This window comes from Arthrobacter rhamnosi (assembly GCF_054510855.1).
In genome coordinates this window covers 20,166-45,728 of record NZ_JBTNDT010000011.1, presented here as the reverse complement: position 1 = coordinate 45,728, position 25,563 = coordinate 20,166, and the positions used below count along the sequence as shown (strand labels likewise).

General features: G+C 70.8%; 28 protein-coding genes and 1 pseudogene. 6 read left to right on the top strand and 23 right to left on the bottom strand.

Going from position 1 to position 25,563, the window contains the following annotated elements; all coding sequences use genetic code 11:
• Positions 1-134 precede the first annotated feature (134 nt).
• Positions 135-599 carry an eCIS core domain-containing protein gene (locus ACX80I_RS16620; protein WP_459346207.1) on the top strand — a complete coding sequence of 155 codons (465 nt, stop codon included), beginning with the start codon at positions 135-137 and terminating at the stop codon, positions 597-599.
• A 4-nt stretch (positions 600-603) separates the two neighbouring features.
• On the opposite strand, the gene pcp is transcribed toward ACX80I_RS16620, so the two are convergent.
• Positions 604-1,242: a pyroglutamyl-peptidase I gene (gene pcp / locus ACX80I_RS16615; protein ID WP_459346206.1), complete on the bottom strand. Its 639-nt coding sequence runs from the start codon at positions 1,240-1,242 to the stop codon at positions 604-606.
• A 67-nt stretch (positions 1,243-1,309) separates the two neighbouring features.
• Between pcp and ACX80I_RS16610 the strand changes: the two genes are divergently transcribed.
• Positions 1,310-2,356: an Rv2578c family radical SAM protein gene (locus ACX80I_RS16610; protein WP_459346205.1), complete on the top strand. Its 1,047-nt coding sequence runs from the start codon at positions 1,310-1,312 to the stop codon at positions 2,354-2,356.
• Between the two features lie 76 nt (positions 2,357-2,432).
• On the opposite strand, the gene ACX80I_RS16605 is transcribed toward ACX80I_RS16610, so the two are convergent.
• The 4 genes and pseudogenes from ACX80I_RS16605 to ACX80I_RS16590 all read right to left on the bottom strand — a co-directional run.
• Complete coding sequence (locus tag ACX80I_RS16605; RefSeq protein ID WP_459346204.1) at positions 2,433-2,906, bottom strand: (deoxy)nucleoside triphosphate pyrophosphohydrolase; 474 nt, start codon at positions 2,904-2,906, stop codon at positions 2,433-2,435.
• 50 nt (positions 2,907-2,956) lie between these two features.
• A complete protein-coding gene (locus ACX80I_RS16600; RefSeq protein WP_087072173.1) occupies positions 2,957-3,175 on the bottom strand; it encodes a hypothetical protein in 219 nt (72 codons plus the stop codon).
• A gap of 106 nt (positions 3,176-3,281) precedes the next feature.
• Positions 3,282-3,608, bottom strand: a complete 327-nt coding sequence (locus ACX80I_RS16595; RefSeq protein WP_459346230.1) for a hypothetical protein — start codon at positions 3,606-3,608, stop codon at positions 3,282-3,284.
• A gap of 49 nt (positions 3,609-3,657) precedes the next feature.
• Positions 3,658-4,284, bottom strand: a pseudogene (locus ACX80I_RS16590) (carboxylate-amine ligase); the annotation flags it as partial.
• A 315-nt stretch (positions 4,285-4,599) separates the two neighbouring features.
• Here ACX80I_RS16590 and ACX80I_RS16585 point away from each other — a divergent pair.
• The gene (locus tag ACX80I_RS16585) at positions 4,600-5,847 is read left to right on the top strand and encodes an MFS transporter (RefSeq protein ID WP_459346203.1); all 1,248 of its coding nucleotides are present in this window, start codon (positions 4,600-4,602) and stop codon (positions 5,845-5,847) included.
• Here the strand turns inward: ACX80I_RS16585 and ACX80I_RS16580 are convergent.
• The 4 genes from ACX80I_RS16580 to infC form a co-directional block, all read right to left on the bottom strand.
• The gene (locus ACX80I_RS16580; protein WP_459346202.1) at positions 5,827-6,780 is read right to left on the bottom strand and encodes a TrmH family RNA methyltransferase; all 954 of its coding nucleotides are present in this window, start codon (positions 6,778-6,780) and stop codon (positions 5,827-5,829) included. The two genes, ACX80I_RS16585 and ACX80I_RS16580, sit on opposite strands and share 21 nt — an antisense overlap.
• 45 nt (positions 6,781-6,825) lie before the next feature.
• Positions 6,826-7,215 (bottom strand): 50S ribosomal protein L20, encoded by a 390-nt coding sequence (rplT, locus tag ACX80I_RS16575; RefSeq protein ID WP_301230091.1) that lies wholly within the window; start codon positions 7,213-7,215, stop codon positions 6,826-6,828.
• Between the two features lie 93 nt (positions 7,216-7,308).
• Entirely contained in the window at positions 7,309-7,503 is a 195-nt protein-coding gene (rpmI, locus tag ACX80I_RS16570) for a 50S ribosomal protein L35 (protein ID WP_459346201.1), read from the bottom strand.
• Between the two features lie 104 nt (positions 7,504-7,607).
• On the bottom strand, positions 7,608-8,705 hold the full coding sequence (gene infC / locus ACX80I_RS16565; protein ID WP_459346200.1) for a translation initiation factor IF-3: 1,098 nt from the start codon (positions 8,703-8,705) through the stop codon (positions 7,608-7,610).
• A 341-nt stretch (positions 8,706-9,046) separates the two neighbouring features.
• Here infC and ACX80I_RS16560 point away from each other — a divergent pair, with 341 nt between their 5' ends.
• Positions 9,047-9,496 carry a DUF1844 domain-containing protein gene (locus ACX80I_RS16560; protein ID WP_459346199.1) on the top strand — a complete coding sequence of 150 codons (450 nt, stop codon included), beginning with the start codon at positions 9,047-9,049 and terminating at the stop codon, positions 9,494-9,496.
• Between the two features lie 73 nt (positions 9,497-9,569).
• Here ACX80I_RS16560 and ACX80I_RS16555 read toward each other — a convergent pair whose 3' ends face one another.
• From ACX80I_RS16555 to ACX80I_RS16520, 8 genes are all read right to left on the bottom strand, one after another.
• Positions 9,570-10,874, bottom strand: a complete 1,305-nt coding sequence (locus ACX80I_RS16555) for an MFS transporter (protein WP_459346198.1) — start codon at positions 10,872-10,874, stop codon at positions 9,570-9,572.
• A gap of 28 nt (positions 10,875-10,902) precedes the next feature.
• Entirely contained in the window at positions 10,903-11,757 is an 855-nt protein-coding gene (locus ACX80I_RS16550; RefSeq protein WP_459346197.1) for an SseB family protein, read from the bottom strand.
• Positions 11,754-12,512 carry a bifunctional 1-(5-phosphoribosyl)-5-((5-phosphoribosylamino)methylideneamino)imidazole-4-carboxamide isomerase/phosphoribosylanthranilate isomerase PriA gene (priA, locus tag ACX80I_RS16545; protein ID WP_459346196.1) on the bottom strand — a complete coding sequence of 253 codons (759 nt, stop codon included), beginning with the start codon at positions 12,510-12,512 and terminating at the stop codon, positions 11,754-11,756. Before priA ends, ACX80I_RS16550 begins: the two co-directional genes overlap by 4 nt.
• Before the next feature lie 70 nt (positions 12,513-12,582).
• Complete coding sequence (locus tag ACX80I_RS16540) at positions 12,583-12,741, bottom strand: CG2302 family histidine operon protein (RefSeq protein WP_301230081.1); 159 nt, start codon at positions 12,739-12,741, stop codon at positions 12,583-12,585.
• Between the two features lie 4 nt (positions 12,742-12,745).
• Entirely contained in the window at positions 12,746-13,384 is a 639-nt protein-coding gene (gene hisH, locus ACX80I_RS16535; protein WP_459346195.1) for an imidazole glycerol phosphate synthase subunit HisH, read from the bottom strand.
• Positions 13,381-13,998, bottom strand: coding sequence for an imidazoleglycerol-phosphate dehydratase HisB (hisB, locus tag ACX80I_RS16530; protein ID WP_459346194.1), 618 nt, complete (start codon positions 13,996-13,998; stop codon positions 13,381-13,383). The genes hisH and hisB overlap by 4 nt, the downstream gene beginning before the upstream one ends.
• Positions 13,999-14,143: 145 nt before the next feature.
• Positions 14,144-15,238, bottom strand: coding sequence for a histidinol-phosphate transaminase (locus tag ACX80I_RS16525; RefSeq protein WP_459346193.1), 1,095 nt, complete (start codon positions 15,236-15,238; stop codon positions 14,144-14,146).
• Between the two features lie 73 nt (positions 15,239-15,311).
• Positions 15,312-15,818 (bottom strand): LysM peptidoglycan-binding domain-containing protein, encoded by a 507-nt coding sequence (locus tag ACX80I_RS16520; RefSeq protein WP_459346192.1) that lies wholly within the window; start codon positions 15,816-15,818, stop codon positions 15,312-15,314.
• Positions 15,819-16,191: 373 nt separating this feature from the next.
• Here ACX80I_RS16520 and lexA point away from each other — a divergent pair, with 373 nt between their 5' ends.
• Positions 16,192-16,902, top strand: a complete 711-nt coding sequence (gene lexA, locus ACX80I_RS16515; protein WP_459346228.1) for a transcriptional repressor LexA — start codon at positions 16,192-16,194, stop codon at positions 16,900-16,902.
• Positions 16,903-17,033: 131 nt separating this feature from the next.
• Here lexA and ACX80I_RS16510 read toward each other — a convergent pair whose 3' ends face one another.
• Together ACX80I_RS16510 and hflX are read right to left on the bottom strand one after the other, a co-directional pair.
• A complete protein-coding gene (locus ACX80I_RS16510; protein WP_459346191.1) occupies positions 17,034-19,115 on the bottom strand; it encodes an ATP-dependent DNA helicase in 2,082 nt (693 codons plus the stop codon).
• On the bottom strand, positions 19,108-20,697 hold the full coding sequence (gene hflX / locus ACX80I_RS16505; RefSeq protein ID WP_459346190.1) for a GTPase HflX: 1,590 nt from the start codon (positions 20,695-20,697) through the stop codon (positions 19,108-19,110). Before hflX ends, ACX80I_RS16510 begins: the two co-directional genes overlap by 8 nt.
• A 121-nt stretch (positions 20,698-20,818) precedes the next feature.
• On the opposite strand from hflX, the gene ACX80I_RS16500 reads away from it, so the two are divergent.
• The gene (locus ACX80I_RS16500; protein ID WP_459346189.1) at positions 20,819-21,427 is read left to right on the top strand and encodes a class I SAM-dependent methyltransferase; all 609 of its coding nucleotides are present in this window, start codon (positions 20,819-20,821) and stop codon (positions 21,425-21,427) included.
• 79 nt (positions 21,428-21,506) lie between these two features.
• On the opposite strand, the gene dapF is transcribed toward ACX80I_RS16500, so the two are convergent.
• Genes dapF through ACX80I_RS16480 form a run of 4 tightly spaced genes read right to left on the bottom strand, consistent with a single transcriptional unit; the run spans position 21,507 to position 25,459 of the window.
• Entirely contained in the window at positions 21,507-22,472 is a 966-nt protein-coding gene (dapF, locus tag ACX80I_RS16495; protein ID WP_459346188.1) for a diaminopimelate epimerase, read from the bottom strand.
• Between the two features lie 4 nt (positions 22,473-22,476).
• Positions 22,477-23,388 (bottom strand): tRNA (adenosine(37)-N6)-dimethylallyltransferase MiaA, encoded by a 912-nt coding sequence (gene miaA, locus ACX80I_RS16490; RefSeq protein WP_459346187.1) that lies wholly within the window; start codon positions 23,386-23,388, stop codon positions 22,477-22,479.
• A complete protein-coding gene (gene miaB, locus ACX80I_RS16485; protein ID WP_459346227.1) occupies positions 23,385-24,941 on the bottom strand; it encodes a tRNA (N6-isopentenyl adenosine(37)-C2)-methylthiotransferase MiaB in 1,557 nt (518 codons plus the stop codon). The genes miaA and miaB overlap by 4 nt, the downstream gene beginning before the upstream one ends.
• 59 nt (positions 24,942-25,000) lie before the next feature.
• Positions 25,001-25,459 carry a regulatory protein RecX gene (locus tag ACX80I_RS16480; protein WP_459346226.1) on the bottom strand — a complete coding sequence of 153 codons (459 nt, stop codon included), beginning with the start codon at positions 25,457-25,459 and terminating at the stop codon, positions 25,001-25,003.
• Positions 25,460-25,563 lie beyond the last annotated feature (104 nt).

The following is a 25,563-nucleotide window of genomic DNA, read 5'->3' as shown; positions in this document are numbered from 1 at the left end:
GACAGGAAAACGCCGGGTCGCAGCGTGGCGCACCGGCGGATCAAGTCTAGGCGACCGGTTCGGCGGCGCTCCACCCCGACGGGAGCCGGTCGGTCCGCGGGACGGGCCCTGCGGCGTCCCCGTACGATGACGGCATGAAGCGCAGGCTCGTGCCGTTCCTGAACTGGATCAACCTGTCGACGCCGTGCGGCCTCGCCCTGGCCGCCCTGACCGGCTGCCGCGTGTCGGCCGGCCCCTCCGGGGTCCTGCTCGCAGAGGGGTACCGGGGCCGGCTGCCGAAGGCCCGCGCCTTCACGGTGGGCAGCGTGGTGCTGCTGCGGGGACACGTGCCGCGGGGCGCCTCCGCGGGCTTCACCCGCCTGCTGGAGCACGAGGCGCGCCATGCCCGCCAGTACGCGGCGTTCCTCGGGCTGCCGTTCCTTCCCGCGTATCTGCTGGCGGCGGCGTACTCCCTCCTGCGGACCGGGGACCCGGCGTCACGGAACCCCTTCGAGCGGAGGGCGGGGCTGTCCGACGGGGGGTACCGCGAGCAGCCGCTCCGGCCGATCGGAGCAGCGATCGGCGCCGTCCTCCCCACCCGGTGGGCACGGCGCTCCTAGATCCTCAGTGCTCGGCTCCGGCAGGAACCCGCAGGTCGGACGTCCTGCCCGCGGTCGTGCTCGCGATGGCCGCAAGGGCGCTCGCCATGTCCTCGACGGCGAGTCCCGGCTGCCGGTTGGCCTCGCCCTGTTCCGTCGAGTACGGGACGTGGATGAAGCCGCCACGGGTTCCGGGACGGGTCGCGAGGAGGTCCATGAGGCCGTAGAAGACGTGGTTGCAGACATAGGTGCCCGCCGTCTGCGACACCTCGACGGGCACTCCGAGGCGCAGGACGGCCTCGCGGCACGCCTTGAGAGGAAGGGTGGAGAAGTAGGCGGCCGGCCCGCCCTGGACGACGGGCTCGTCGACGGGCTGCCGGCCGGCGTTGTCCGGGATCCGTGCGTCGTCCACATTGATGGCCACGCGTTCGAGGGAGATGCGTTCGCGCCCGCCGGCCTGCCCCACGCACAGGACGATCCCCGGCCGGACCCGCTCGAGGGCGCCTTCGAGCACGTCGATACTCGAGCCGAAGACACAGGGCAGCTCGACGGCCACAGCCTCGTGTCCCTGCCCGGCCAGGAGCCCGGCAGCCCGCCGGGCCGCGGACCAGGACGGATTGGTGGACTCTCCCCCGAAGGGTTCGAAGCCTGTCAGCAGGATCATGCTCCCAGCCTAGGCGTGCGATCGACGCACGGTGACACGGTATTAGTACGCGTGTTCTAATTGCGGAATGCGGTGGGAAGGCCAGAAAATCCAGGACGACGGCGGAGCCGAGTCCGCCCTGCTGCCCCTTGCGGGGTTGGTGCGGACGGTCCGAACCCCGGAGTTCGCCGGGATCACCTTCCACGAGGTGACCGCGAAGTCAGTCCTCAACAGGGTGCCGCCTACGTCGTCGATGCCGTTCTCCTGGACGATCAACCCCTTCCGGGGCTGCTCCCACGCCTGTGTGTACTGCTTCGCCCGGAAGACGCACAGCTACCTCAACCTCGACACCGGACTGGATTTCGATGCGCAGCTCGTCGTGAAGATCAATGCGGCGGAGGTGCTCCGCCGCGAACTGGCCCGCCCGTCCTGGTTGCGCGAGCATGTGGCCCTCGGGACCAATACCGATCCCTACCAGCGCGCAGAGGGCCGGTACGCGCTGATGCCGGGCATCATCTCGGCCCTGGCCGATTCCGGCACGCCCTTCTCCATCCTGACGAAGGGCACCCTCCTCGCCCGCGACATCCCGTTGCTGAAGGCCGCTGCGAAGTCGGTGGGCGTCGGGATGGGCATCTCGCTCGCACTCGTTGATCCGGTCCTCGCCGAGGCGATCGAGCCGGGCACCCCTGCCCCGCGGGCCCGGCTCGCCCTGATCTCGCGGCTGCGCGAGGCAGGACTGCCGTGCGGCGTGATGGCCATGCCGATCCTGCCCTGGCTCACGGACGGCGACGAATCACTCGACCGGCTGTTCGGCGAGCTGGCCGCCGCTGGAGCCACGGGTGTGACAGCCGGCCCCCTGCACCTGAGGCCGGGCTCGCGCGAGTGGTTCATGCAGTGGCTCGCCGCCCACCATCCCCACCTCGTCCCGAAGTACGAGGCGCTCTACCGCGGCGGGAGCTACGCGTCCAAGGAGTACCGGGAGTGGCTCTCGGGCAGGATCCGGATCTTCCGCCGGAAGCACGGACTCGCCGCGGGCGCGGGCTTCTTCCGCAATCTGTCCCCGGGCGGCGGGCAGGAGCCGGTTCCACCGGCGCCGGCCCCTGCGTCCCGCGCCGTGCAGGCGTCGCTGTTCTAGCCCGTCGCTGTTCTAGCCCGTCGCTGTTCTAGCCCGTAGCTGTTCTAGCCACTCGCTGTTCTAGCCAGTCGTTGTTCTAGCGCTGGCTTCCTCCGCCGGCCTGGACCTGCAGTCCCGTCCTGGCTCTCAGCGCGACGAGGATGGGTCGATCGGCGGGAATCCAAGGCAGGGCATCCAGCTCCTGGGCGGGGTGTAACGGCACCCAGCGCAGTTCGTCGTGGTCCTGCAGCGGCGCTGCGTCGCCGGCGGTCGCCTCCACGAACCAGACCCGCATCGCGGCCGCCTCGTTGAGCGGCCAGCCCTGTGCACCCGGACCGGGGATCTCCTCACCGAGGCGTGCCTGGATCCCGAGTTCCTCCTCGAGTTCACGCCGCAGCGCGGCCTCGCAGGTCTCCCCGGCCTCGACCTTCCCGCCGGGGAACTCCCACATCCCGGCGAACTGCGGCGGTGCCGTCCGCCGCGCCACGAGCAGGCGGGTCGGACGGTCGAGGGAGTCGACGACGGCTCCGCCGACGATCTGGCGGAGCTGGTCCGGTGCTGGTTGCGTCACCCGCCGAGTCTATCGACGCCGTCGTCCTGTCTCGGTGCCCCTCGGTGCCGTCAGCTCTCCTCGGGCGAGGCGAGCTTGCCGCCCGCGGCCGTCTGGTGTTCCGGGTTGTCTCCGCGCCGGTACTCGCCGTGGGGACTCAGTCCGGGGACCTGCTGCCCTGCGTTGAGTTCCGTCGAGGTGTAGGTCTCCTCCGAGAATTCCGCGGCGCTCTCGGCCTCGGGCTCCTGCGGCAGGTTGATGTCCTCCCGCAGGTGCTCGCTCTGCGGCAATTGAAATGAATGCGGTGTCCAGCCCATGGTTCGATCCAATCATCCGGTGGTGCGTTGTTCCAGCCTTCGGTCCGCGTGCGTGCGCCCTTGACGGTCGCACGTCTCCTCAGGAGGACGACGCGCGACCCCAGCCCCCTGTCCTCACGAGGCTCCGGCGTGCGGGTCGGCGTGCCGCCTCGTGGTGCTCGGCGATCCCTCCGCGTGCCAGGTTGGTCACCCGGACCGCTTCCGAGACGACGTCGCCCAGCTCGCCCCTGCGGAGCAGCAGCTTGCCGTCCATGCCGAACCTGCCGGCCCGCCACGATGCCATGCGCACGGTGGCGGTGGGCACGGGGAGCGGCGCACCGCCCGCACGCCACTCGCGCACGGCGGTCTCGACGAGCCCTCGGGTCAGGAGCGCTATCAGGACGGCGTCGTCCGAGTAGAGGCACATCGCTGACGCGCACCTCCACGGTGGGGTGGTGATGGCTCAGGCGCGCATCGAAGTAGATCTGGCCGAGATCCACGGGAACGGCAGTATCCAGGAGGCCGCTCACCATGGCGTGGTAGCGCTCGGCCGTTCCGAACACGTCGCACGGGCCGGCCATGGGCCAGCGGCTCCAGGCCTGCGACCGGTAGCTGGCGTATCCGGTGTCCGTGCCGTTCCAGAAGGGCGAATTGCCCGAGAGCGCGAGCAGGACCGGCAGCCAGGCGCGGATGCGGTCGAGTACCGCCACCCCCTCGTCGTCGTCCTCGACACCGACGTGGACGTGGCAGCCGCACGTCAGCTGCTCGCTCGCGGTCAGGGCGAACCTGTCCTGCGTCTCCTCGTACCTGCTGCCGGGCGAGGCCAGCGGGGCTGCGGGCTGGGGCGACGTCGCCAGGGCCGCCGCCCGGGCTCCGATCCGCAGGGCGGCCGAGTCGGCGAGGGCTCGGCACCGCGCGATGTCCAGCGCGAGGTCGTTGACGTCCGTGTGCGGCCGTGTGCCCGTCTCGATCTGCTCCTGCTTGATCTCGCAGGTGAGGCGATCGTCCGTGCACCCGCCGAAGGCCACCTGGCCCAGCGGCACGGGATACCCGGTCTCGGCGTCCACCAGGAGGAACTCCTCCTCCACTCCGAAGGTCCTCATGACGCCACCACGCTGGTCGATGGGTGTGCTGCACGCGACGCTGCGGGCCGGACGGTTGTTTCCATGGCGGAACTCTTGAGCAGGAGAATCGACTGGCCGCTGCTCGACCAACGTCGTCCATCAACGGTAAGTGGGCTGATCATTCTGCCGCAGACTCTGCGGGGCGTCGTTGGTGGTTGCATTTCGGGACGGAATCGGGTCATCACCTAGGCTGGAAGGCGACGACGGCGTCCGCGTCGCCGTCCCGCTCCGCCCGATGCAGGGTGCTCCGGCGACCGATCTCCGTCCCCGACCGATCCCGCCGCTAGGACACCCATGACTTCCTCCGCTCCCCCTCCCGTTCCGCTCCAGCGCCTTGCAGGCCGGCGGCTGGCCCTGGCCATCGGCGCCCTCGCCGTGGGCGGCTTCGCGATCGGGACCACGGAATTCACCATCATGGGCCTGCTCGAGGACATGCGCGCCGACCTGGGCGTGGACTACGCGCAGGGCGGCCACGTCATCTCCGCCTACGCGCTGGGCGTCGTCGTGGGAGCACCGGTCCTCGCGACGCTGGGGGCGAAGAAGCCCCAGCGCACGGTGGCCCTGGCCCTGATGCTGGTCATCACGCTCGCCAATCTCTCGTCCTTCTTCGCCTCGGGTTTCGGCTGGATGCTCGTATCGCGGTTCCTGTCCGGTCTGCCGCACGGCGCCTACTTCGGCGTCGCCGCAGTGATCGCAGCGTCCCTCGCCGACCCGGCGAAACGCGGCCGGGCGATCTCGATGGTCATGCTCGGACTCAGCATCGCCAATGTGGTCGGCGTCCCGTTCGCGACCTGGCTGGGACAGCAGTTCGGCTGGCGTTCCATGTTCCTGCTCGTTGGGCTGATCGGGGCCGGCACCCTCGTCCTCATCAGGACTCTCGTGCCGGTCGTTCCCGTGCGGCCCGGTGCGAGCATCCGGGGAGAGCTCGGAGCCCTGCGGCGCCCGCAGCTCTGGATGACCCTGCTCATCGGCATCGTGGGCTTCGGGGGGTTCTTCGCCGTCTACTCGTACATCTCACCGGTCATGACCGAGGTGGCGGGCGCGGGCGCTTCGCTCCTGCCGCTCGTCGTCGCGCTGTGCGGGGTGGGCATGGTGGTCGGCAACGTCCTGGGGGGACGGCTGGCGGACAAGTCCATCATGGGGAGCATCTACGCCGTGATGGCGACGATCGCGGCCGTGCTGCTGCTGTTCCCCCTCGCCGCCACCAGACCGTGGAGCGCATGCCTCTTCGTGTTCCTGGTCGGCGCGACCGGATCGACGCTCATCCCGCCCCTGCAGGCGCGCCTGCTCGACGTGTCACCCGGCGCACCGTCGCTCGCGTCCTCGCTGAACCACTCCGCGCTGAACATCGCGAACGCCCTGGGCGCGACCCTCGGAGGTGCCGTCATCGCCGCGGGCTGGGGCTTCACCGCGCCGGCGCTCGTAGGAGCAGTGCTCGCCGTGCTCGGACTCGGCGTCGCCGTCCTCAGCGGGCGGCTGGACCGCCGGGGCCAGGGCCGGCCTGTCGCCGGCGACGTGGCATCAGCGCTGCGCGCGGGCTGAGGCGTAGAGGCACACCGTGGCGGCCGTCCCGACGTTCAGGGATTCGGCGCTTCCGTAGATGGGGACGGCCACGCGCGCGTCGGCGCCGGCGGTCACCTCGGCGGGAAGCCCCTGCGCCTCGTTGCCGAAGAGCCAGGCGCCGGCGTCCTCGAGCCGTACCGAGCTCGCCGACGGTCCGGCAGCGCCCTCGTCCGGCCCGCGTCCGGATTCATCCCGGCCGTCGTCGTCCCCGGCACCGAACCTGCGCGCCGCGCTGGCGTCCTGCAGGTCGTCGAGGTTCGTCCCACCGTAGCCGTCGGCCGCCAGGACCGTCAGCCCTGCGTCCCGCAGCCGGTCCGTCAGTCCGTCCAGCTCGACCCCGATCACGAGGGGGAGGTGGAACAGCGAACCGACGGTGGACCGCACGGTCTTCGGGTTGTAGGGGTCGACGCTGGCGCCCGTCAGTATGACCGCGCCCGCTCCGGCCGAATCGGCGGCGCGGATGATGGTGCCGGCATTGCCCGGGTCCCGGACCTCGACCAGCACGGCGACGAGGCGCGGCCCTGCGGCGAGCACGTCCTTGAGCGGGACGTCGACGAACCTGCAGACCGCCACGAAGCCCTGAGGGGTGACCGTCGACGACATCGCCGCCAGCACGTCGGGGGTCACCCGCCGGAGGGAGGGCGCACCCTCGCGGTCGAGGAGAGCCGCGACATCGGTGTGCCGTTCGAGGGCCTCCGCCGTCGCGTACACGTCGACCACGACGCCGTCCCTGCCCGCGTCCTGCCGGTCGAGGTGCAGTCGCACGGCCTCCCGCACCGCCTGCGGCCCCTCGGCCAGGAACTCCCGGCGCCTTAAACGCGACGGACGCCCGGCCAGGCGTGCCACCTCCTTCACCCGGTCGGCCTGGGTGTTGGTCATTAGTGGCGCCTGGGGGCGTCCGTGTGCGCTCATCATGTATCGGTGCGCGGGCCGGAAGGCCCGCAGCGTCCGATGGTCCTAGGCCGAGGCCTTGAGGGGAGCCGACGTGTCGGCCGGCAGGGAATCCTTGGCGATCTGGACGAGGGCTGCGAAAGCAGCGCCATCGGTGACGGCAAGGTCCGCGAGCATGCGGCGGTCGACCTGGATCTCGGCGGCCTTGAGGCCCTGGATCAGGCGGTTGTAGGTCAGGCCGTTGGCGCGGGATGCAGCGTTGATGCGCTGGATCCAGAGGCGACGGAAGTCACCCTTGCGCTTGCGGCGGTCACCGTAGCTGTAGACGAACGAGTGGAGCAGCTGCTCCTTCGCCTTGCGGTACAGGCGCGAACGCTGACCGCGGTAACCCTTGGCGCGCTCGAGGATGACCCGGCGCTTCTTGTGGGCATTGACTGCCCGCTTCACACGTGCCACGTGCGTACTCCTTTTGTTCTTCTTCGGTCACGGCCGCAGCCGCAGCGTCGCACCTTCAGGTGCGTGCGCTTTCCCGAGGGGGTGGATTGGTGGTTAGACGCCCAGCATCTTCTTGATGACCTTGGCGTCGGCCTTCGAGACGATCTGGTCGCTCGCGAGGCGGCGCGTCACGGTCGAGGACTTGTGCTCGAGGTAGTGGCGGCGGTTGGCCTGCTGGCGCTTGAGCTTGCCGCTACCGGTCAGCTTGAAGCGCTTCTTGGCGCCGCTGTGGGTCTTCATCTTCGGCATGGGAACCGATCTCCTTTTGATAGCCGGGGCGGTTGCACCCGGAATTCGGCACCCGAAGGTGCCTGCTGGTGTTCGAACGTGCCCGTAAGGACAGGGCCGAGGCCCTAGTCCTCGGTTCCGGGCTTCGGACGGCTGGTGGGGCTCGTGGGCGCCGTCCTGCCGGCAGGCTTGGGCGTCGCCGACGGTTTCGGCGCTCCAGGCTTGGGCATGGCCGAAGGCATGGGGGCTGCGGACGGCTTCGGTGCCGCTGCCGCCGGCCTCGGGACCGGGGCCGCGGCGGGACGTGGTGCCGGTGCAGCCGTCGCCGGGCGCGGCGCCTGCTGTGCCGGTCGCGACACGGCCGGACGCTCGGCCGCAGGCCGTGGGGCCGTCGACCGCGGAGCCGACGACGTCCGCGACGGAGCCGACGAGGTCCGCGCCGGAGCAGCCTTCGGTGCCGGAGCGGCGACCGGGGCTTCCGTGGCCTGCGGAACAGCCGTGGGCTCCGCTGCGGGTGCCTCCGGAACGTCCGCGGCGGGTGCTTCCTGGGCGGGAGCCTCCGGTGCGGCGGGCTCGGGCTCGCTCGTGATCGAGTAGCCCTCGGGCAGCAGGTCGGCGAGCGACTGCGTCAGCGGGGCAGTGCTCGCCCGGGAGGTGTCGATGCGCTTGACCTCTCCGCCGGCCTTCACCGCTTCGTTGGCAGCCTTCGCCTCGGCCCGCTGCGTCTCCCGGCGTGCCTCCGCCTTCGCTTCGGCCTTGTTCTTGGTCGGACCGATGACCATGACCATGTTGCGGCCGTCGATCCGCGGCGACGACTCGACCACACCGACCTCGGCGACGTCCTCTGCGAACTTCTGGAGCAGGCGGATACCCATCTCCGGACGCTGCTGCTCGCGACCGCGGAACTGGATCATGGCCTTTACCTTGTCACCAGCGCCGAGGAAGCGCATCGCGTGCCCGCGCTTGGTCTCGTAGTCATGGGTGTCGATCTTGAGGCGGAACCGGATTTCCTTCAGGACCGTGTTGGTCTGGTTCTTCCGCGCCTCGCGGGCCTTGACGGCCGCTTCGTACTTGTACTTACCAAAATCCATGAGCTTGGCCACCGGAGGCTTTGCCTGCGGTGCTACCTCGACAAGATCCAGGTCGGACTCGGCAGCAAGTCGGAGCGCGTCCTCGATACGGACGATTCCTACCTGTTCGCCGGCAGGTCCGACCAACCGCACCTCGGGAACGCGGATACGATCGTTGATTCTTGGCTCGCTAATGTGTGACTCCTGTGGATTCTCAAACCGGAACCGCCTGCAAACGAAAGAAGGCCTCCCATTGCATGCGCAATCGAAGGCCTCGGCAGCCGGTTCAGGGGGGTCGGCGGAAGCGTAGGCTTCCCGCACGATCGTCCGCAGGACCGACCAGGTGACCCGGCTACCTGCAATGCGGCCAAGGGCTGCACCAGGCAAACGCGGGTGGGAGAGGACTCCGCTTGCATCCCGGCCCGTTGCCTCCGGCTCCCGGAAGGAGCACAGCAAGTAACAGCGACCGGTTGGTCTATGCCAAGCTTACCAGTATGAACACCCCACACGACAATCCGCAGCACGCCTCCGACGTCGGGCCGGCCACGCCCTCCCGACGCAGCTTCGCGGAGGAGCAGGAACACGCAGCCGGCCCCTCGGCGGCCGAGCAGGACGTCCGCCAGCAGATGCGCGACATCTCCGAAGTGGCCGCCGTGGAGGTCATCGTGACCTCGGCGGTCCACCTGATGAGTGCTGCCGCTGTGAAGTGCGGGCTCGGGCACGAGGAGAACGCCGAGCAGCTCAAGGACCTCGACGAGGCGCGCAAGCTGATCACCGCCCTCGCGGGCTTCGTCACCGCGGCCGCGCCGGAGATCGGGTCCCAGCACGCCGGTCCCCTGCGCGACGGACTCCGCTCGCTGCAGCTGGCGTTCCGGGAGGCCTCGATCATCCCCGATCCTCCGGGACAGGGCCCCGGCGAGAAGTACACGGGTCCGGTCAACTGACCCGATAGTCCCACCCCCGCGGGCCGAAGGCGCCGCACCGGTTCCCGGTGCGGCGCCTTCGTGGTCCCGGCACCTACACCTGTCGGGCCACCCGCTCAGGATCGGTCGCCGGGTGCCGGCCCAGGCCGCGCGCCGCAAACCCGGCCGCGCCGATCAGCGCCGAGACCACGGCCACCGTGATGAAGCCGCCCCACGGGCCCGTGGCATCGATGAGGACGCCCGCCAGGGGAGCGCCGAGAGCGACCCCCGAGGTCAGCGCCGAACCGTACCAGCCCATCGCCTCACCCCTCCTGTCCTCGGCGACAAGGTCGGCGACCTTCTCCGAGGCGGCCGAGAGCACCGGCGCGCACAGCAGGCCCGCGGGGATCGACAGCAGGGCCAGCGACAGGGTGCTCTCCGCGAACGCCATCGGCAGCGTGAGCAGCGCCATGCCGATCAGCAGGAGCGACGGCGGTACCGGTCGGTGCAGTGCCCCGTAGAGGAGCCCGCCCACCACGGATGCGGCGCACCACGCCACGAAGACGAGGCCGAGCTGACCCTCGTTCCCGGAGAGCTCGAGCGTGGCGACGATCCCCACCTCGGAGCCCGACAGGACCAGTCCCGCCCCCGCGGCGATGACCATGACCACCACGAGGGGCACCGTCAGCCAGGGGAAGGCCCGGCTGATGCCGCGGCGGAGCAGCGAGGGACCGCGGCGGAGCCCGGAGGCGGCGTTCCGGGAGCCGATGAGGTCCGCGGCGGTCTCGCCGATCCCCGCCGGCGCCACTGCCGGGACGGTCCCGTCGTCGGGCAGTTGCGCCGACCGGGTGGGTGGGTTGAACCACATGAGGAAGAGCCCGGCACAGGCCGTGGCGAGTCCCACCAGCGTCAGGCCGAGCACGGTGGAGACCTGGGTGGCCAGGACGACGCCCACAGCCGGCCCTGCCATGAAGATTACCTCGGTGGCGATCGCATCGAGCGTGAACGCCGTCCGGCGCCGGTCGCCGTCGACCAGGACCCCGAGCGCCTGGCGGATGACGGAGAACGCGGGCAGGGTGAAGAGGCCGCCGACCAGCGCGGCGACGAGCAGCCACTGGTAGGGCAGGTGCGGAGCGACGGACCAGATGACGGCCTCCGCGAGAACGGAGGGAAGAAGTGCGCGGCGCAGGCCCACGCTGTCGATGCGCCGGCCACGCCAGGGCGCACCGGCGGCGATGCCGATGGTGACGATCGCAGCGACGGCTCCCGCTTCGGCGTACCCCCGGTCCAGGGTCTGCACCACGTGCAGCGTCAGCAGCACTCCGGCCGCCGAGTGCGGGAAGCGGGCGATCATCCCGACGATCAGCAGCGTCCGCACGGAGCGGATGCGCAGCAGATCCCGGTACACGGCGAAGTTCACGGCCAGTCCTTCTCCGCCGACGGCTGCGTCAGCGGGTGAGTTTGATGTCGAGCGAGTCGACGCGTTCCACGAATTCGGTGAGGTCCAGGAGCCTCGCACGGAAGGCCGACACGGCGTCCCGCACCTCCTGGGGCGAGAGTCCCGCGCGGAGCCGCAGGTCCATGCGCAGCTCGGGGCCCGGTCCCCCACCGGAGGCAATGCTACCGCCGGCCGACCGCGTGAGGACGCCGGCCCCGGGCCTCAGGGCCACGGAGAGGATGTCCTCCCCCTTGTCCGCCGCGACCTCGACCAGCGACGCCAGCGCCGGGTCCTCGTAGGACGGAGTCCATTCGGCCTGCTGGGCCAGCGCCCACACGGCAGGACGACGGACGACGAACGTCACGTCGGCACCGGGGTCGAGTACCAGGAGCTCCGCCTGCTCGGCCGCGGCGGCGAGGGCCGCACGCGGGGCGTAGGCCGCCACGGGCCGCGCGTCCGGGTGCCAGCGCCCGAGCGCCTGCGTCGAGGAGAACACCGGCAGGGCCTTCCGCCCGTCGGGCGCCGTCAGCGTCACGAGGGCCATGTCCGCCTCCTTGTCGGCCTGCAGGCCGGAGGAGGTGTCCCCGCCCTCCCCGAGCTGGGCCACGATGGGGATGAAGACCCGCGCGGTCCGGAGGGCGGTGAGGACGGCCCGTTCGTGCGGCCCCGGCTGGTCCGCCGGCCCGAGGAGCCCTGCCACCGCCTCGGCGAGCCGCGGGTCCGCTGCCCCGTCGTCGTCGTCGAAGGAGTGCAGCGGGTTCTCCGGACCGGACAGGTCCCGCCCGGCCCAGGGCCGGCCGGCGGAATCGGCGGTGTTGCCTGCCAGCGCCGCCGCGATGTGAGCGGGCAGCTGCCGGCCGGTCACGCGTCCGCGGCGGGCAGTCCTGCCACGTCCAGTGCCTGGGGCAGGGTGAAGGCACCGGCGTAGAGGGCCTTGCCGACGATCGCTCCCTCGAGCCCGAGCGGCACCAGGTCACGGAGTGCCGCGATGTCGTCGAGGCTCGAGATGCCGCCCGACGCGACGACGGGACGCGTGGTCTTCGCGAGGACCTCCTTCAGGAGCTCGATGTTCGGGCCCTTCAGCGTGCCGTCCTTGGTCACGTCCGTCACGACGTAGCGTGCGCAGCCGGCGTCCTCGAGGCGCTGCAGGACCTCCCAGAGGTTCCCGCCCTCCTCGGTCCAGCCGCGCGCCGCCAGCGTGGTGCCGCGGACGTCGAGTCCGACGGCGACTGCGTCGCCGTAGCGCGCGATGGCGAGCTCGGTCCACTCCGGGTTCTCGAGCGCGGCGGTCCCGAGGTTGACGCGGGTCGCGCCGAGTTCCAGCGCGGCGTCCAGTGACGCGTCGTCACGGATACCACCGGAGAGCTCTACCTTGATGTCCAGGTGCTTGACCACGCGCTCGAGCAGGTCCCGGTTCGAGCCGCGGCCGAACGCGGCGTCCAGGTCCACGAGGTGCACCCACTCCGCGCCGGCTTCCTGCCAGGCGAGCGCGGCGTCGAGCGGGTCGCCGTAGCTGGTCTCGCTGCCCGCTTCGCCCTGCACCAGGCGGACGGCCTGGCCGTCGGCGACGTCGACGGCGGGAAGGAGCTCGAGCGTGGGTGATTCGGTCAAGGGGCTCATCGTCTGCTGTGTCTGCTTTCGTAGGTGCGGCGAGGGCCGCTGGGTCTGGGCGGTCGGGTGCGGGATCCGGCTAGTCGCCGGGAAGGGTGAAGAGATAGGCGGCGAGCAGCGAGAGCGCGGCCAGCACCAGGAACGCGATCCACACCCAGCGGGGGAAGTCCTGGCTGCGCAGGGAGAACGCTCCGCCGATGAGGAGGCCTGCGGCTCCCATGAGCACGAGGCTCAGCATCCGCTCACCGGAGTCCTTCGATCCAGTTCCTCAGCAGCTGGGCTCCCGCGTCCCCGGACTTCTCCGGGTGGAACTGGGTGGCGCTGAGCGGGCCGTTCTCGACGGCGGCGATGAAGCGTCCTCCGTGGTCGGACCAGGTGACCTGCGGCGGCTTCATGGCCGGCTGGGTCACGTCGAAGGACCAGTCCTGGACGCCATAGGAATGCACGAAGTAGAAACGCTGGTCCGCGATGCCGTCGAAGAGGACGGAGTCCTCCGGTGGCTCCACCGTGTTCCAGCCCATGTGCGGAACGACGTCGGCCTTCAGCCGCTCGACCGTCCCGGGCCACTCGCCCATGCCCGGCGTGCGCACACCGTGCTCCACGCCTTCGTCGAACAGCACCTGCAGTCCCACGCAGATCCCGAGGACAGGGCGGCCGCCCGCCACGCGCCGCCCGATCATGCGCAGGGCGTCGACGTCCTTCAGCCCCTTCATCACGGCGGCGAACGCACCGACGCCGGGCACGAGCAGTCCGTCCGCGGTGAGGACGTCGTCGGGCTTGGCGCTGAGCACGACCTCCGCGCCCACGTGCTCGAGCGCGCGGACCACGGAGCGCACGTTGCCCGATCCGTAGTCGAGCACGGTGACGGTACGCGCGGTCATAGCGCTCCCTTCGTGGACGGGATGCCCTCGACCCGGGGGTCGGGCTCCACGGCCGCGCGCAGCGCGCGGGCGAGGGCCTTGAACTGGGCTTCGACGATGTGGTGGGGGTCCCGTCCCGCGATGACGGTGACGTGGAGGCAGATCTGGGCGTGCAGGGCGATGGCCTCCAGCACGTGGCGGGTCAGGGACCCGGTGAAGTGGCCGCCGATGAGGTGGTATTCCTGCCCGGCGGGCTCGCCGCCGTGCACGAGGAACGGGCGGCCGGAGATGTCGACGACGGCGTTGGCCAGGGCCTCGTCCAGCGGGACGGTCGCCTCGCCGAAGCGGCGGATGCCGGCCTTGGTGCCCAATGCGAGCCGGAGGGCCTCACCGATCGCTATGGCCGTGTCCTCGACGGTGTGGTGGACGTCGATGTGCGTGTCTCCGGAGGACCGGATCGTCAGGTCGATCAGCGAGTGCTTCGACAGCGCCGTGAGCATGTGGTCGTAGAAGGGCACGGTGGTGTCGATCGACGAGGCACCGGTGCCGTCGAGGTCGAGTTCCACGAGGACACTGGACTCGCTCGTGACGCGCTCGATGCGGGCCGTGCGGCCGCGGGCGGCATCAACTGTCATTGCATTCCTTCTGTGCGCTTCCGGGCTTGCCGGACGCTGATCGACGGGCTGGGCGACGCGGGGTCGCGGGTGGTCCCTGCACTCCAAGTCTAGGAGAACAGCACCCGGCGCCGGTGCGGGGACCCCTGCAGGGAGAGGGGACGTGCTACAGCAGCGTCCTCAACGCAGTGAGGAACACCGTGGTCTCCTGCTCTGTTCCCGCGGTGACCCGCAGGGACCCGGGGATGCCGACGTCGCGGATCAGCACGCCCGCCTCGAGCAGGCCCTCCCACACCCGGTGGGGGTCCTCGAGGCCGGAGAAGAAGACGAAGTTGGCGTCCGACGGAGCCGGGGAGAGCCCCAGCTCGCCGAGCTCCCGCACGATGCGGTCCCGCTGCACCTTGATCGCCTCGACGTTGGACAGCAGCGTGTCCGCGTGGGTGAGGGCCGCGTTGGCCGCCGCCTGCGTGATGGCGGAGAGGTGGTACGGGAGGCGCACCAGCCGGAGGGCGTCGGTGACCTCCGGGGCTGCTGCGAGGTAGCCGAGCCTCGCCCCGGCCAGGGCGAAGGCCTTGCTCATCGTGCGGGACACGAGGAGCCGGGGACGCCCGCGGAGCAGCGTGAGGGCGCTCGGCGTCCCCTGGTGCGCGAACTCCCCGTAGGCCTCGTCCACGATGATGACGGCCCGCGCATCCTCCCCGGCCTCGTAGGCGGCTTCGATGACGTCCAGCCCGAGGGCCGTGCCGGTCGGGTTGTTCGGCGAGCACAGGAAGACGATGTTCGCGGCCGAGTTCCGCACGGCCTGCGCCGTCGCCTCTGCCGTCATGGTGTACGCGGAGCCGCGCTCGGCGGTCACGTACCGGGTACCCGTGCCGCTGGCAAGCAGCGGGTACATGGAATAGGTGGGAGGAAAGCCCAGCGCGGTGCGTCCCGGTCCGCCGAAGGCCTGGAGGACCTGTTGGAGCACTTCGTTGGAGCCGTTGGCCGCCCACAGCTGGTCGGGCGTCAGCCCGTGCCCCAGGTAGTCGGCGAGGTTCTTCCGGAGCTCGCTGAACTCCCGGTCCGGGTAGCGGTTGAGGCCCTGCGTAGCCTCCGCCACCGCCGCGACGATGGCGGCGTGGACGTCGGCGGGGACGCCGTGGGTGTTCTCGTTGACGTTCAGCAGGATGGGTACGTCCAGCTGCGGGGCGCCGTACGGGTGCAACCCGACGAGGTCATCACGCAGGGGAAGGTTCGCGAGGGCGTCGACGGAGGATGGCACCCTTCGAGTTTAAGGGATGCTTCCGGTCTCAGCTAATGCCGCGTCGCCGCACCGGGCGCCCACTCCGCCCCGACTATGCGCCGGCGGGCACCGCGATACTCTGCCCCGCCCGGACGAGGGAGGTGTGCAGGTCGTTGAGTTCCACGATCTCCGCCACCACGTCCCGCGGGTCGCGCTCCGGCGCGTACCGGATGGCGAGGTCCCACAGCGTCTCCCCCGCCGTGACACTCACCTCAACCGTCGACGACGATGCGGGAGCCGACTCCCCGGCCTTGGCCTGCGAGGTCAGGAAGGCGCCCAGGAGGATCAGGGCGGCGACGCCCAGCGCGATCGGCAGGCCGACCAGCAGCAGGCGTCCGCGGCGCGTCAGGGTCAGCGCATGCGCCGCACTCCGCTGCGTGGAGGTGCGGGACGCATCCGGCTGTACGTGCGGAAGCCGCACGAAACCGGACGCCGACCGGAGGGACGGTGCGGGGGTGGAGCGAGGCGCGGCATGGACGAGCCGGAGGCGGGCCTCCGAACGAACGGGCGCCAGTGCCCACAGCGCGGTGCTGCCGTGCAGTGCCGGTGCTTCAGCCATTGCCTTACCTCTTTCCCTTCGAATGTCCTCCTCGAACAATCCGTTCGATTCGAACACGCGTTCTAATTCCACGTTGCCTATTTCTAGCACTCACGGACGAGCGTTGTCGAGACTCGCTCGAACATATGTTTGATAACTGCGCCTGTCTGTCCTAGCGTGAACAGGACAGGACATCACCGGCGGAAGCTGCCGCTCAGGGCAGGCAAGCCGGTGGTGTATCTCAGACAACCACCCGCCTCTGACAGAAAACCTCCCAGTGATCGGCAGGCGGACGACATGGGATCTGCAGTCCCAGGCGAAAGGCACAACAGTGGCGGAATCAACACCGGCAGCCCGGCAGGAATCGAACACCGCCGACGTTCCGACCGACGCCGTGCCGATCTCGGCGGGCCGTGGACGCCCGCGCGGCCGCTCGGCGTCCAAGGGGCTCACCGCGCGCCAGCTGACGATCCTCGAGACCATCCAGCGGTCGATCGCCGACAAGGGCTACCCGCCGTCAATGCGGGAGATCGGGGATACTGTCGGCCTGGCGAGCCTCTCGAGCGTGACCCATCAGCTGTCGCAGCTCGAGCGCCTCGGGTACCTGCGGCGCGACCCGAAGCGCCCGCGGGCCATGGAAGTGCTGCTGCCGCTGACGCTCGCCTCCGAAGCGGCTCCGAGCGAGGACGGCTCGTCCGCCGACCGCAGGGCAGGACACCAGATCGCCGTGGACACCGCCCTCGTGCCGCTGGTCGGGCGCATCGCCGCGGGTGGGCCGATCCTCGCGGACCAGGTCGTCGAGGACGTCATGCCCCTGCCGCGACAGCTCGTCGGGCACGGTGACCTCTTCATGCTCAGGGTCTCCGGGGACTCCATGGTGGATGCCGCCATCTGTGACGGCGACTGGGTGGTCGTCCGGCGCCAGCAGAGTGCCCAGAACGGTGACATCGTCGCGGCACTGCTCGACGACGAGGCGACCGTGAAGACCTTCCGCCAGCGCGACGGCCACACCTGGCTCCTGCCGCAGAACACCCGCTACGAGCCGATCCTCGGCGACCACGCCAGCATCATGGGCAAGGTCGTCTCGGTGATGCGCGCCCTCTAGCTGTACTGGGCCGGGGTCCGCCGGCAGGGAAGCCTGATGGGTGCCCTGCCGGGGGCCCTGCCGGGACCATCGGGCAGGAACATCTGGCCGGCAGGGCCGCCCGGGCCGCACGCGCGCGGCCCTGCCGCGGCTCAGCGGGCCGAGAGCCGCTCGAGGATGCCAGTGACTGTCGCCCTGTCCGTCGTCGCCCAGAAGGGCGGCAGTGCCGCCCTGAGGAAGCCGCCGTAGCGCGCGGTGGCGAGACGGCTGTCAAGAACGGCGACGACGCCGCGGTCGCCCGTCGCGCGGATCAGGCGTCCCGCGCCCTGCGCGAGCCGCACCGCCGCATGCGTGGCGGACACACTCATGAAGCCGTTGCCTCCATTGCGCGCCACGGCCCTTGTCCGGGCCGTCATGAGCGGATCGTCCGGGCGCGGGAACGGGATGCGGTCGATGACCACCAGGCGGCATGACGAGCCCGGCACGTCGACGCCCTGCCACAGGGACATCGTCCCGAACAGGCAGGTGTCCGGTTCGTCGGCGAACTGCGTCACGAGGGCGTTGAGCGAGGACTCACCCTGGCACAGGATCCCGAAGTCGACCTTGGGCCGCAGGGCCTCCGCCGCTTCCTCGGCGGCCCGTTTGGAGGAGAACAGACCGAGCGCTCCCCCGCGCGACGCCGTGAGGAGCGCCAGGAGTTCCTCCAGTTGCGCGTCCGAGGTGCCTCGTTCGGGTTTGGGGAGATCCTTCGCCACGTAGAGGACACCCTGGCGCGGATAGTCGAACGGGCTGCCGACGTCGACACCGGTCCAGGCGGGGGCGCCGGGCCCGCTCAGCCCCAGGGATCCCGCGACGGGCCCGAACTCGGAGCCGATCGCGAGGGTCGCCGACGTGAGGATCACCGTGTGGTCCTCGAACAGTCCCTCGCGCAGCCTGCCCGCGACGGAGAGCGGAGCGACGTTCAGCGTCGCGGGCGCGCTGTCGTCCGGCTGTGCGTACCCGGAGCCGGGCGTGAACGTGCTCGGGCGCGAGGCCCACACGACCTCGTTGAGATCGGCGGCGGCGAGGATCCGCTCCGCGAGCTCGAAGACCAGTGTCGTCCGGGAGCGGGCGACCTGCCGGCCGCCGTCGGCGTCGGCCTCGGATTTGCCGTCGGTCTTCGTGTCGGATAGTGCGGCGCGTGCCGCGTCCCGCACCTGCGCCAGGGCCTGCTCGAGGTCCTCCGGCAGGGCGCCGGGCAGCAGCCCGGACGGGACGAGCTCGGACGCGGCCTCGAAGGCGTCGGCAGCGGTATCGAGGGATGCGGTGCCGATGGATGCATGGCGGCGGAGCGCGGTTGCGGCCGCCGTGACCATGGAGGCCGAGAGCTGTCCGGAGACGGCCCCGGTCACCCGGTCGTGGAGCTCGTGCGCCTCGTCGATGACCACGACGTCGTATTCGGGCAGGACCGCGAGCCCCTCGAAGGCGCTGATGGCGAGCATCGCATGGTTCGTGATGATGATGTCGGCGTCGGCTGCGGCCGCGCGTGCCTTCTCGCTGAAGCACTCCTGCGCCACCGGGCAGCGCGCGGCGCCAAGGCACTCCATGCTGGAGACGGAGACCTGCCGCCACGCGCGGTCGCTGACACCGGGCACCAGGTCGTCGCGGTCCCCCGTCGTCGTCTCCTCCGCCCACTCGCGGAGCCGGACCACCTCCCTGCCGAGCGCCGACGCGGGCGCGCCGCCTCCGCCTGCGGGCGAGGGATGCGGAGCCGCGTCCTCGCCGAGGCTGAAGAGCGCACCGGGGGCGTCCTCCTCGGGGAAGCCTCCGCCCGTCTTGTGCAGGCACACGTAGTTGGAGCGGCCCTTGAGCAGCGCGACGTCGACCGGACGTTCGAGCGCCGGCCGCACGGCGTCGAGGAGCCTCGGGAGGTCCCGGCCGACGATCTGCGCCTGCAGGGCGAGCGTCGCGGTCGAGACGACCGAGGGGCGATCGCTGTCCATCGCATGGGCGATCAGCGGCACGAGGTACGCGAGCGACTTGCCGGTACCGGTGCCGGCCTGGACGAGCAGATGGTCTCCCGTCCGGATGGCCTCGCTCACCTGCCGCACCATCTCGTGCTGGCCGGCGCGCATCTCCCCGCCCATGGACCCGACGGCGGCATCGAGCAGGTCGAGGGCCTGCTGTGCCTCGGATGAGTGTCGCGGCGCGTCCGGCGCTGCGACGGCAGCACCGGACGGCGCGCTGTCACTCATGCCGGACGAACTGCTCCAGCTCGGCGGCCAGGCCTTCCCGCACCATCACTCCGAGGCGGGTGCCCTCGTCGAGGTGTTCCGTACTGAGGATCTCGACGTCCTCCTCGTGGAGGCGGCTCACGACCTCGCCCCGCTCGTAGGGCACCAGAAGGTCCAGCTTCACGGCCGGGCGCGGGATGTTCGTGCTGATGAGCTGCTGGAGCTCCGTCAGTCCTGCACCCGTGCGGGCGGACACGACCACGGACCGCGGCTCGCGCTGCCGGAGCCGCTCGATGACGAACGGATCGGCCGCGTCGGCCTTGTTCAGCACGATGATCTCGGGCACCTTGCGCGCATCCACCTCGGTCAGGACGGCGCGCACTGCGGCGATCTGCCCCTCCGGATCCGGGTGCGAGGCGTCGACGACGTGGAGGATCAGGTCGGCGTCCGCCACTTCCTCGAGGGTCGAGCGGAAGGCCTCGACCAGCTGCGTCGGGAGCGACCGAACGAACCCGACGGTGTCGGCCAGCGTGTAGCCGATCCCGTCCGGGGTCTCGGCCCTGCGGATGGTCGGATCCAGTGTCGCGAAGAGCGCGTTCTCGACGAGGACGCCCGCGTCCGTCAGCCGGTTCAGCAGTGACGACTTGCCGGCGTTCGTGTAGCCGGCGATCGCCACGGAGGGCACCTGGTTCCGACGGCGGTTGGACCGCTTGGTCTCGCGTGCGGGCTTCATCCCTGCGATCTCGCGACGCAGCTTCGCCATGCGGGTCCGGATCTTCCGACGATCGAGTTCGATCTTCGTCTCGCCGGGGCCACGGGAGCCCATGCCGGCGCTTGCGCTACCGACCTGGCCACCCGCCTGGCGGGACATCGACTCGCCCCAGCCACGAAGACGCGGCAGAAGGTACTCGAGCTGCGCGAGCTCCACCTGCGCCTTGCCTTCCCGGCTCTTGGCGTGCTGCGCGAAGATGTCCAGGATCAGTGCCGTGCGGTCGATGACCTTGACCTTGACGATGTCCTCCAGGCCGCGGCGCTGCGACGGCGACAGCTCGCTGTCCACGATCACCGTGTCCGCTCCGGTCGCGTGCACGATCTCCTTCAGCTCCTGGGCCTTGCCCGAGCCGAGGAACGTGGCGGGGTCCGGCTTCAGGCGTCGCTGCACGATACCGTCGAGCACCTCGGATCCTGCGGTCTCGGCGAGTGCGGCCAGCTCCTGCAGCGAGTTCTCCGCGTCCTGCGCGGTGCCTTCGCTCCACAGTCCCGCGAGGACGACCCGCTCCAGCCGCAGCTGCCGGTACTCGACCTCCGTGACGTCCTCGAGTTCGGTGGACAGTCCCGCCACGCGGCGACGTGCGTTCCGCTCGGCCAGGTCCTGCTGGTCACCGTCGGCGTCGGAAGCGTCCTCGTCGCCCGACAGTGCGAGGGCATGCGATCGCCACGTCTTCTCGGCGGGCGCCGTCGTCTCCTCCGGTTTCGCTGTTCCGTCCTTCGCCCTGGTCTTCGCCGCTGCAGCTTCGTCGCTGGCGAGGATCCGGTCGATGACGGCCTGGATCTCCTCCCGGCCCATGTCGGACCCGGTGGAGTGTCCGTTATTCGTGGTCATAGTCTCCCTCAATGGATGTAGTCCGATTCTACGGCCGCCCGCCTGACGCGTTCCAGCCACTTCTCCCAGCGCGAAACCTCCCCGCAGCGACGGGTTCCGGCGTGGCACTAGGCTTTTCGTCATGGAGTCACAGCACTATTTCAGCGCCCAGCCGGCCGGCCCGGATACCCGCAGGCCCCTGTCCGTAATCCTTGCCGGCACCCGCCGGGACCTCGTGACGTCGTCGGGGCTCTTCAGTCCCGATGGCGTCGACAAGGGGACTGCCATTCTCCTCGGCTCGGTCCCGGACCCCGAGGGACACCGGATGCTTGACATCGGCTGCGGCTGGGGACCGATCGCCCTCACGATGGCGCTGAAGGCCCCGGAGGCGGAGGTCCATGCGGTCGACGTGAACGAGCGGTGCATCGCCCTCACCGCCGAGAACGCCGAGCGCCTCGGGCTCCGCAACGTGATCGCGGGCGCACCCGACGACGTCGACCCCGCGCTCGAGTTCGACACGATCTGGTCCAACCCGCCCATCCGGATCGGCAAGCAGGAACTGCACGGCCTGCTGCTCCGCTGGCTGCCGCGCCTCGCTCCCGGAGGACGGGCCTGGCTCGTGGTGCAGAAGAACCTCGGCGCGGACTCCCTGCAGCGATGGCTCGGGGAGGAACTGCCCGAAGGGTTCAGCGTGCGTCGCGCGGAGACCTCCAAGTCGTTCCGCATCCTCGAGGTGCACCGCCCCGCCTGACCCGAGGTGCACCGCCCGGCCCGACTCGAGGAACACCGCCCGACCCGAGGCGGGCGCCTGGACCGGGACGGCCGGGGCGTCAGCCGGTCGGCAGCAGCACGACGTCGGCCACGAGGACGGCCGGCCCGCTGAGCTGGACGTGCTCTCGCCCCTCGGGACCGTCGAAGAACGTCACACCGACGACTCCACCGGGCACGCTCACCAGCCACTGTGCGGGGGCGCCCTCTCCTGCCCAGTACCTCGTCGCCGCGGCTGCGGCACACGCTCCGGTTCCGCAGGACTGGGTCTCGCCGACGCCGCGTTCGTGCACGCGCATCCGGAGGCGCCCGACGCCGTCGTCCCCCACCAGCGGATCGGCCGGAACCACCAGTTCGACGTTCGTGCCGGCCGGCGGAACGGGCCGGACCGCGGGTGCCCTGTACAGCTCGGTCCGTTCCAGTTCGGCGTGCTCGGCCAGCGCCACCACGGTGTGCGGGTTGCCCATGCTGATGGACAGGGCGGGCCGGTCGACGTCGAGCCCTCCGATGCCCACGAGGGAATCCGTGCCGCGCGCCACGGCGGCATCCGGGAAGATGAATTCCCAGGGTCCCATGTCCACGGCGTACCCGTCCCCGGAACGGGTGACGCGCTTGACCCCTGCGCGGGTCCCGATCGCGAGAGCGCCGCCCTCGGGCAGTGCGGCGACGCCCTTGGCGAGGAGGAAGTGGGCGAAGACCCTCACGCCGTTGCCGCACATCTCCGAGACGGAGCCGTCCCCGTTGCGGTAGTCCATGAACCATTCTGCAGCAGGGTCGGTCTGCAGCAGGGCACGGCCTTCGGGAAGCGCAGCGGACCGGACGGCGCGGATATACCCGTCGGCACCGAGGCCCCGGTTCCGGTCGCACAGGGCGGCGACGAACGAGGCGTCGGTGGGAGCGGCGCCCTCGGGGTCGAGGGTCAGGAGGAAGTCGTTGCCGGTGCCGTGGCCCTTGGTGAAGGACAGGCCCGCGGCGTCGGAAGGGCGCGGGGCTGCGGAGGACGGTGCTTCGGCGAGGGAATCGGTCACCGTCCTAGGATAGGTCCCGGCGCCGTTCGACGATCCCGACCGCCCGCTCGACGAGGCCGGGGTCCTGCCAGTCGGTCCAGGCGACACGGGGGTCGCCGCGGAACCAGGTCAGCTGGCGTCGTGCGAACCGGCGGGTGGCGGCGATCGTGTCCTCGATGGCCTCCGCTTCCGTGAGGGAGCCATCCAGCACCCGGAGGAACTGCGCGTAGCCGAGGGCGCGCGACGCCGTCCGACCGTCCCGGAGCCCGGCTGCGGCGAGGCGCTCCACCTCCTGTCCGAGGCCGGCGCGGACCATGGCGTGCACGCGGTCGGCGAGTCTCTCCCGCAGCACCTCGCGGTCGACGCCGAGACCGATCTGCACCGTCGGCTGGTGGTACTCGCGCCTCGGCATGAAGGCGCTGAAGGGCCGTCCGCTGACCTCGAACACCTCGAGGGCCCGGATGAGCCGGCGGTCGTCGTCGATCCGTTCCGCGGACACGCTGTCCACGGCGCGCAGCCGCTCGCGGAAGGCCTCGCTTCCCACCCGGGCGATGTCCACCTCGAGCTGCGCACGCACCGCGGGGTCGGTGGGCGGGAACTCCAGCCGGTCCAGGGCTGCCCGGACGTACAGCCCGGATCCGCCGACGAGCACGGGAACGCGCCCGCGGCTGCGGATCTCGTCGATGATCCTGCGGGCGTTCTCCTGGTAGGCGGCCACGCTGGCCTCCTCGGTGACGTCGAGCACGTCCAGCAGGTGGTGCTCGATGCCCCCGCGGTCATGCTCGGGAAGCTTCGCCGTGCCGATGTCCATGCCGCGGTAGAACTGCAGGGCGTCGGCGTTGATCACCTCTCCCCCGAGCCGCTGCGCCAGGGCGACGCCGAGGTCGGACTTGCCCGACCCGGTGGGACCGACGACCGCGACGACCGGAAGGGTCAACGGCCGCTCCCCCGCACCGGCAGGGACGGCATGCCGAGGGACACGGCGCGGGGGGCCCCACCGGCCGGCGCCGTGGCAGCGCAGGAGTCGGCCTGGCTCCTGTCCCAGGCGTCGCCGGCGCGTGAGCGGCGCAGGGAGTACTGCTCGGTGGTCGGGTCGGACAGCAGGTGGAACGACGCCGCCTCCGTGACGGGCAGGGTGACGAAGTCACCCGGGCGTGGCACGTCGGCGCCCGCCGGGACCGAGAAGTGCACCAGGCGCTGGTCGCGGGCGCGGCCCGTCAGGCGGTGCGTCTCGCCTCCCTTGCGGCCCTGCTGGTCGGTGACGAGCACCTCGACGAGCGTGCCCACCTGGCGTGCGTTCTCCTCCCGGGCGATGCGGTCCTGGAGGGCGGTGAGGCGTTCGAAGCGTTCCTGCACGATGGCTTTGGGCAGCTGGTCGGGCAGCTCGGCCGCGGGTGTGCCGGGCCTCTTCGAGTACTGGAAGGTGAAGGCGGTGGCGAAGCGGGACTGCTCGACGACGTCGAGGGTGGCCTGGAAGTCCTCCTCCGTCTCGCCGGGGAAGCCGACGATGATGTCGGTGGAGATGGCGGCGTGCGGCATCCGCTCCCGGACGCGGTCGAGGATCCCGAGGAAGCGGCTCGACCGGTAGGAGCGGCGCATGGCCTTCAGGACGGGGTCGGAGCCCGACTGCAGGGGCATGTGGAGCTGCGGCATGACGTTGGGCGTCTCGGCCATGGCGTCGATGACGTCGTCGGTGAAGGCGGCGGGGTGCGGGCTCGTGAAGCGGACGCGCTCGAGCCCCTCGATCGACCCGCACGCGCGCAGCAGCTTCGCGAACGCGCCGCGGTCGCCGAACTCGACGCCGTAGGAATTGACGTTCTGTCCCAGCAGCGTGACTTCCACCGCGCCGTCGGCCACGAGCGCCTCGATCTCGGCGAGGATCTCCCCGGGCCTGCGGTCGCGCTCCTTGCCCCGCAGCGACGGCACGATGCAGAAGGTGCAGGTGTTGTTGCAGCCGACCGAGATGGACACCCACCCCGCGTAGACGGATTCCCGCTTGGTGGGCAGCGTCGACGGGAAGACGTCGAGCGACTCGAGGATCTCGAGCTGCGCGTCCTGGTTGTGCCGGGCGCGCTGCAGCAGGGCGGGAAGTGCGCCGATGTTGTGCGTTCCGAACACCGCGTCCACCCAGGGAGCCTTCTTCAGGATGGTCTCGCGGTCCTTCTGCGCCAGGCAGCCGCCGACGGCGATCTGCATGCCCGGCCGCGCCTCCTTCACGGCCTTCAGGATGCCGAGGTTGCCGTAGAGCTTGTTGTCGGCGTTCTCACGCACGGCGCAGGTGTTGAAGACGACGACGTCCGCCTGTCCGTCCTCGACCCTGCTGAGGCCGGCGCCCTCGAGCAGCCCGGAGATGCGTTCGGAGTCGTGCACGTTCATCTGGCAGCCGAAGGTCCGCACCTCGTAGGTGCGCCGGTCGCCGGCGTCCTGCGCTTCGTCCTGCGCCTCCGGGGCGCTGCTGGGGGTCTCATCGAGGGGAACGGGAAGTGTCATGCTCACGCCCTCAAGCGTACGGCTGGGACGGTGGGGGCCCACAATCGCCGGAAGGCCGCTCAGTCCTGCGCCTCGGCCTCCGCGAGGACATCCTTCACGATGGAGAAGGCGGTCCCCGGACTGTACCCCTTGCGTGCGAGGACCCCGACGAGCCTCCGCACCTCCTTGTCCCGCGCGGCACGGTCCGCGAGGTCGGCGCTTCCGCGCAGCTTGCGGCGGACGACGTCGCGCGCCTGGGCATGCTCGTCCTCGTCGGAGACCTGGAGCAGCGCGTCTTCCGCAAGGTCGGGATCGATGCCCTTGTCCGCGAGCTCTCGCCGCAGCGAGGACCGGGAGAGCGCCTTGGCCGCGGTGCGGGTCCGTACCCACATCCGGGCGAACTCGGCGTCGTCGATCAACTGGACTTCCTCGAACCGGTCCAGGAGTGCTGCGGCCACGGCTGCCGGGATCTCCCGGTCGGCGAGCTTCCGGGCGAGCTGGTGCCGGCTCCGTGCACCGAGAGCCAACTGGCGGAGCAGGATGGAGCGCGCCTCGGACGCCCAGTCCTCGTCGCTCCTGGTCGGCTCCGTACCGCCCGAAGGATCCCCGGACGGCGGGCTGCCGGGACCCGGCAGGGTGCCGT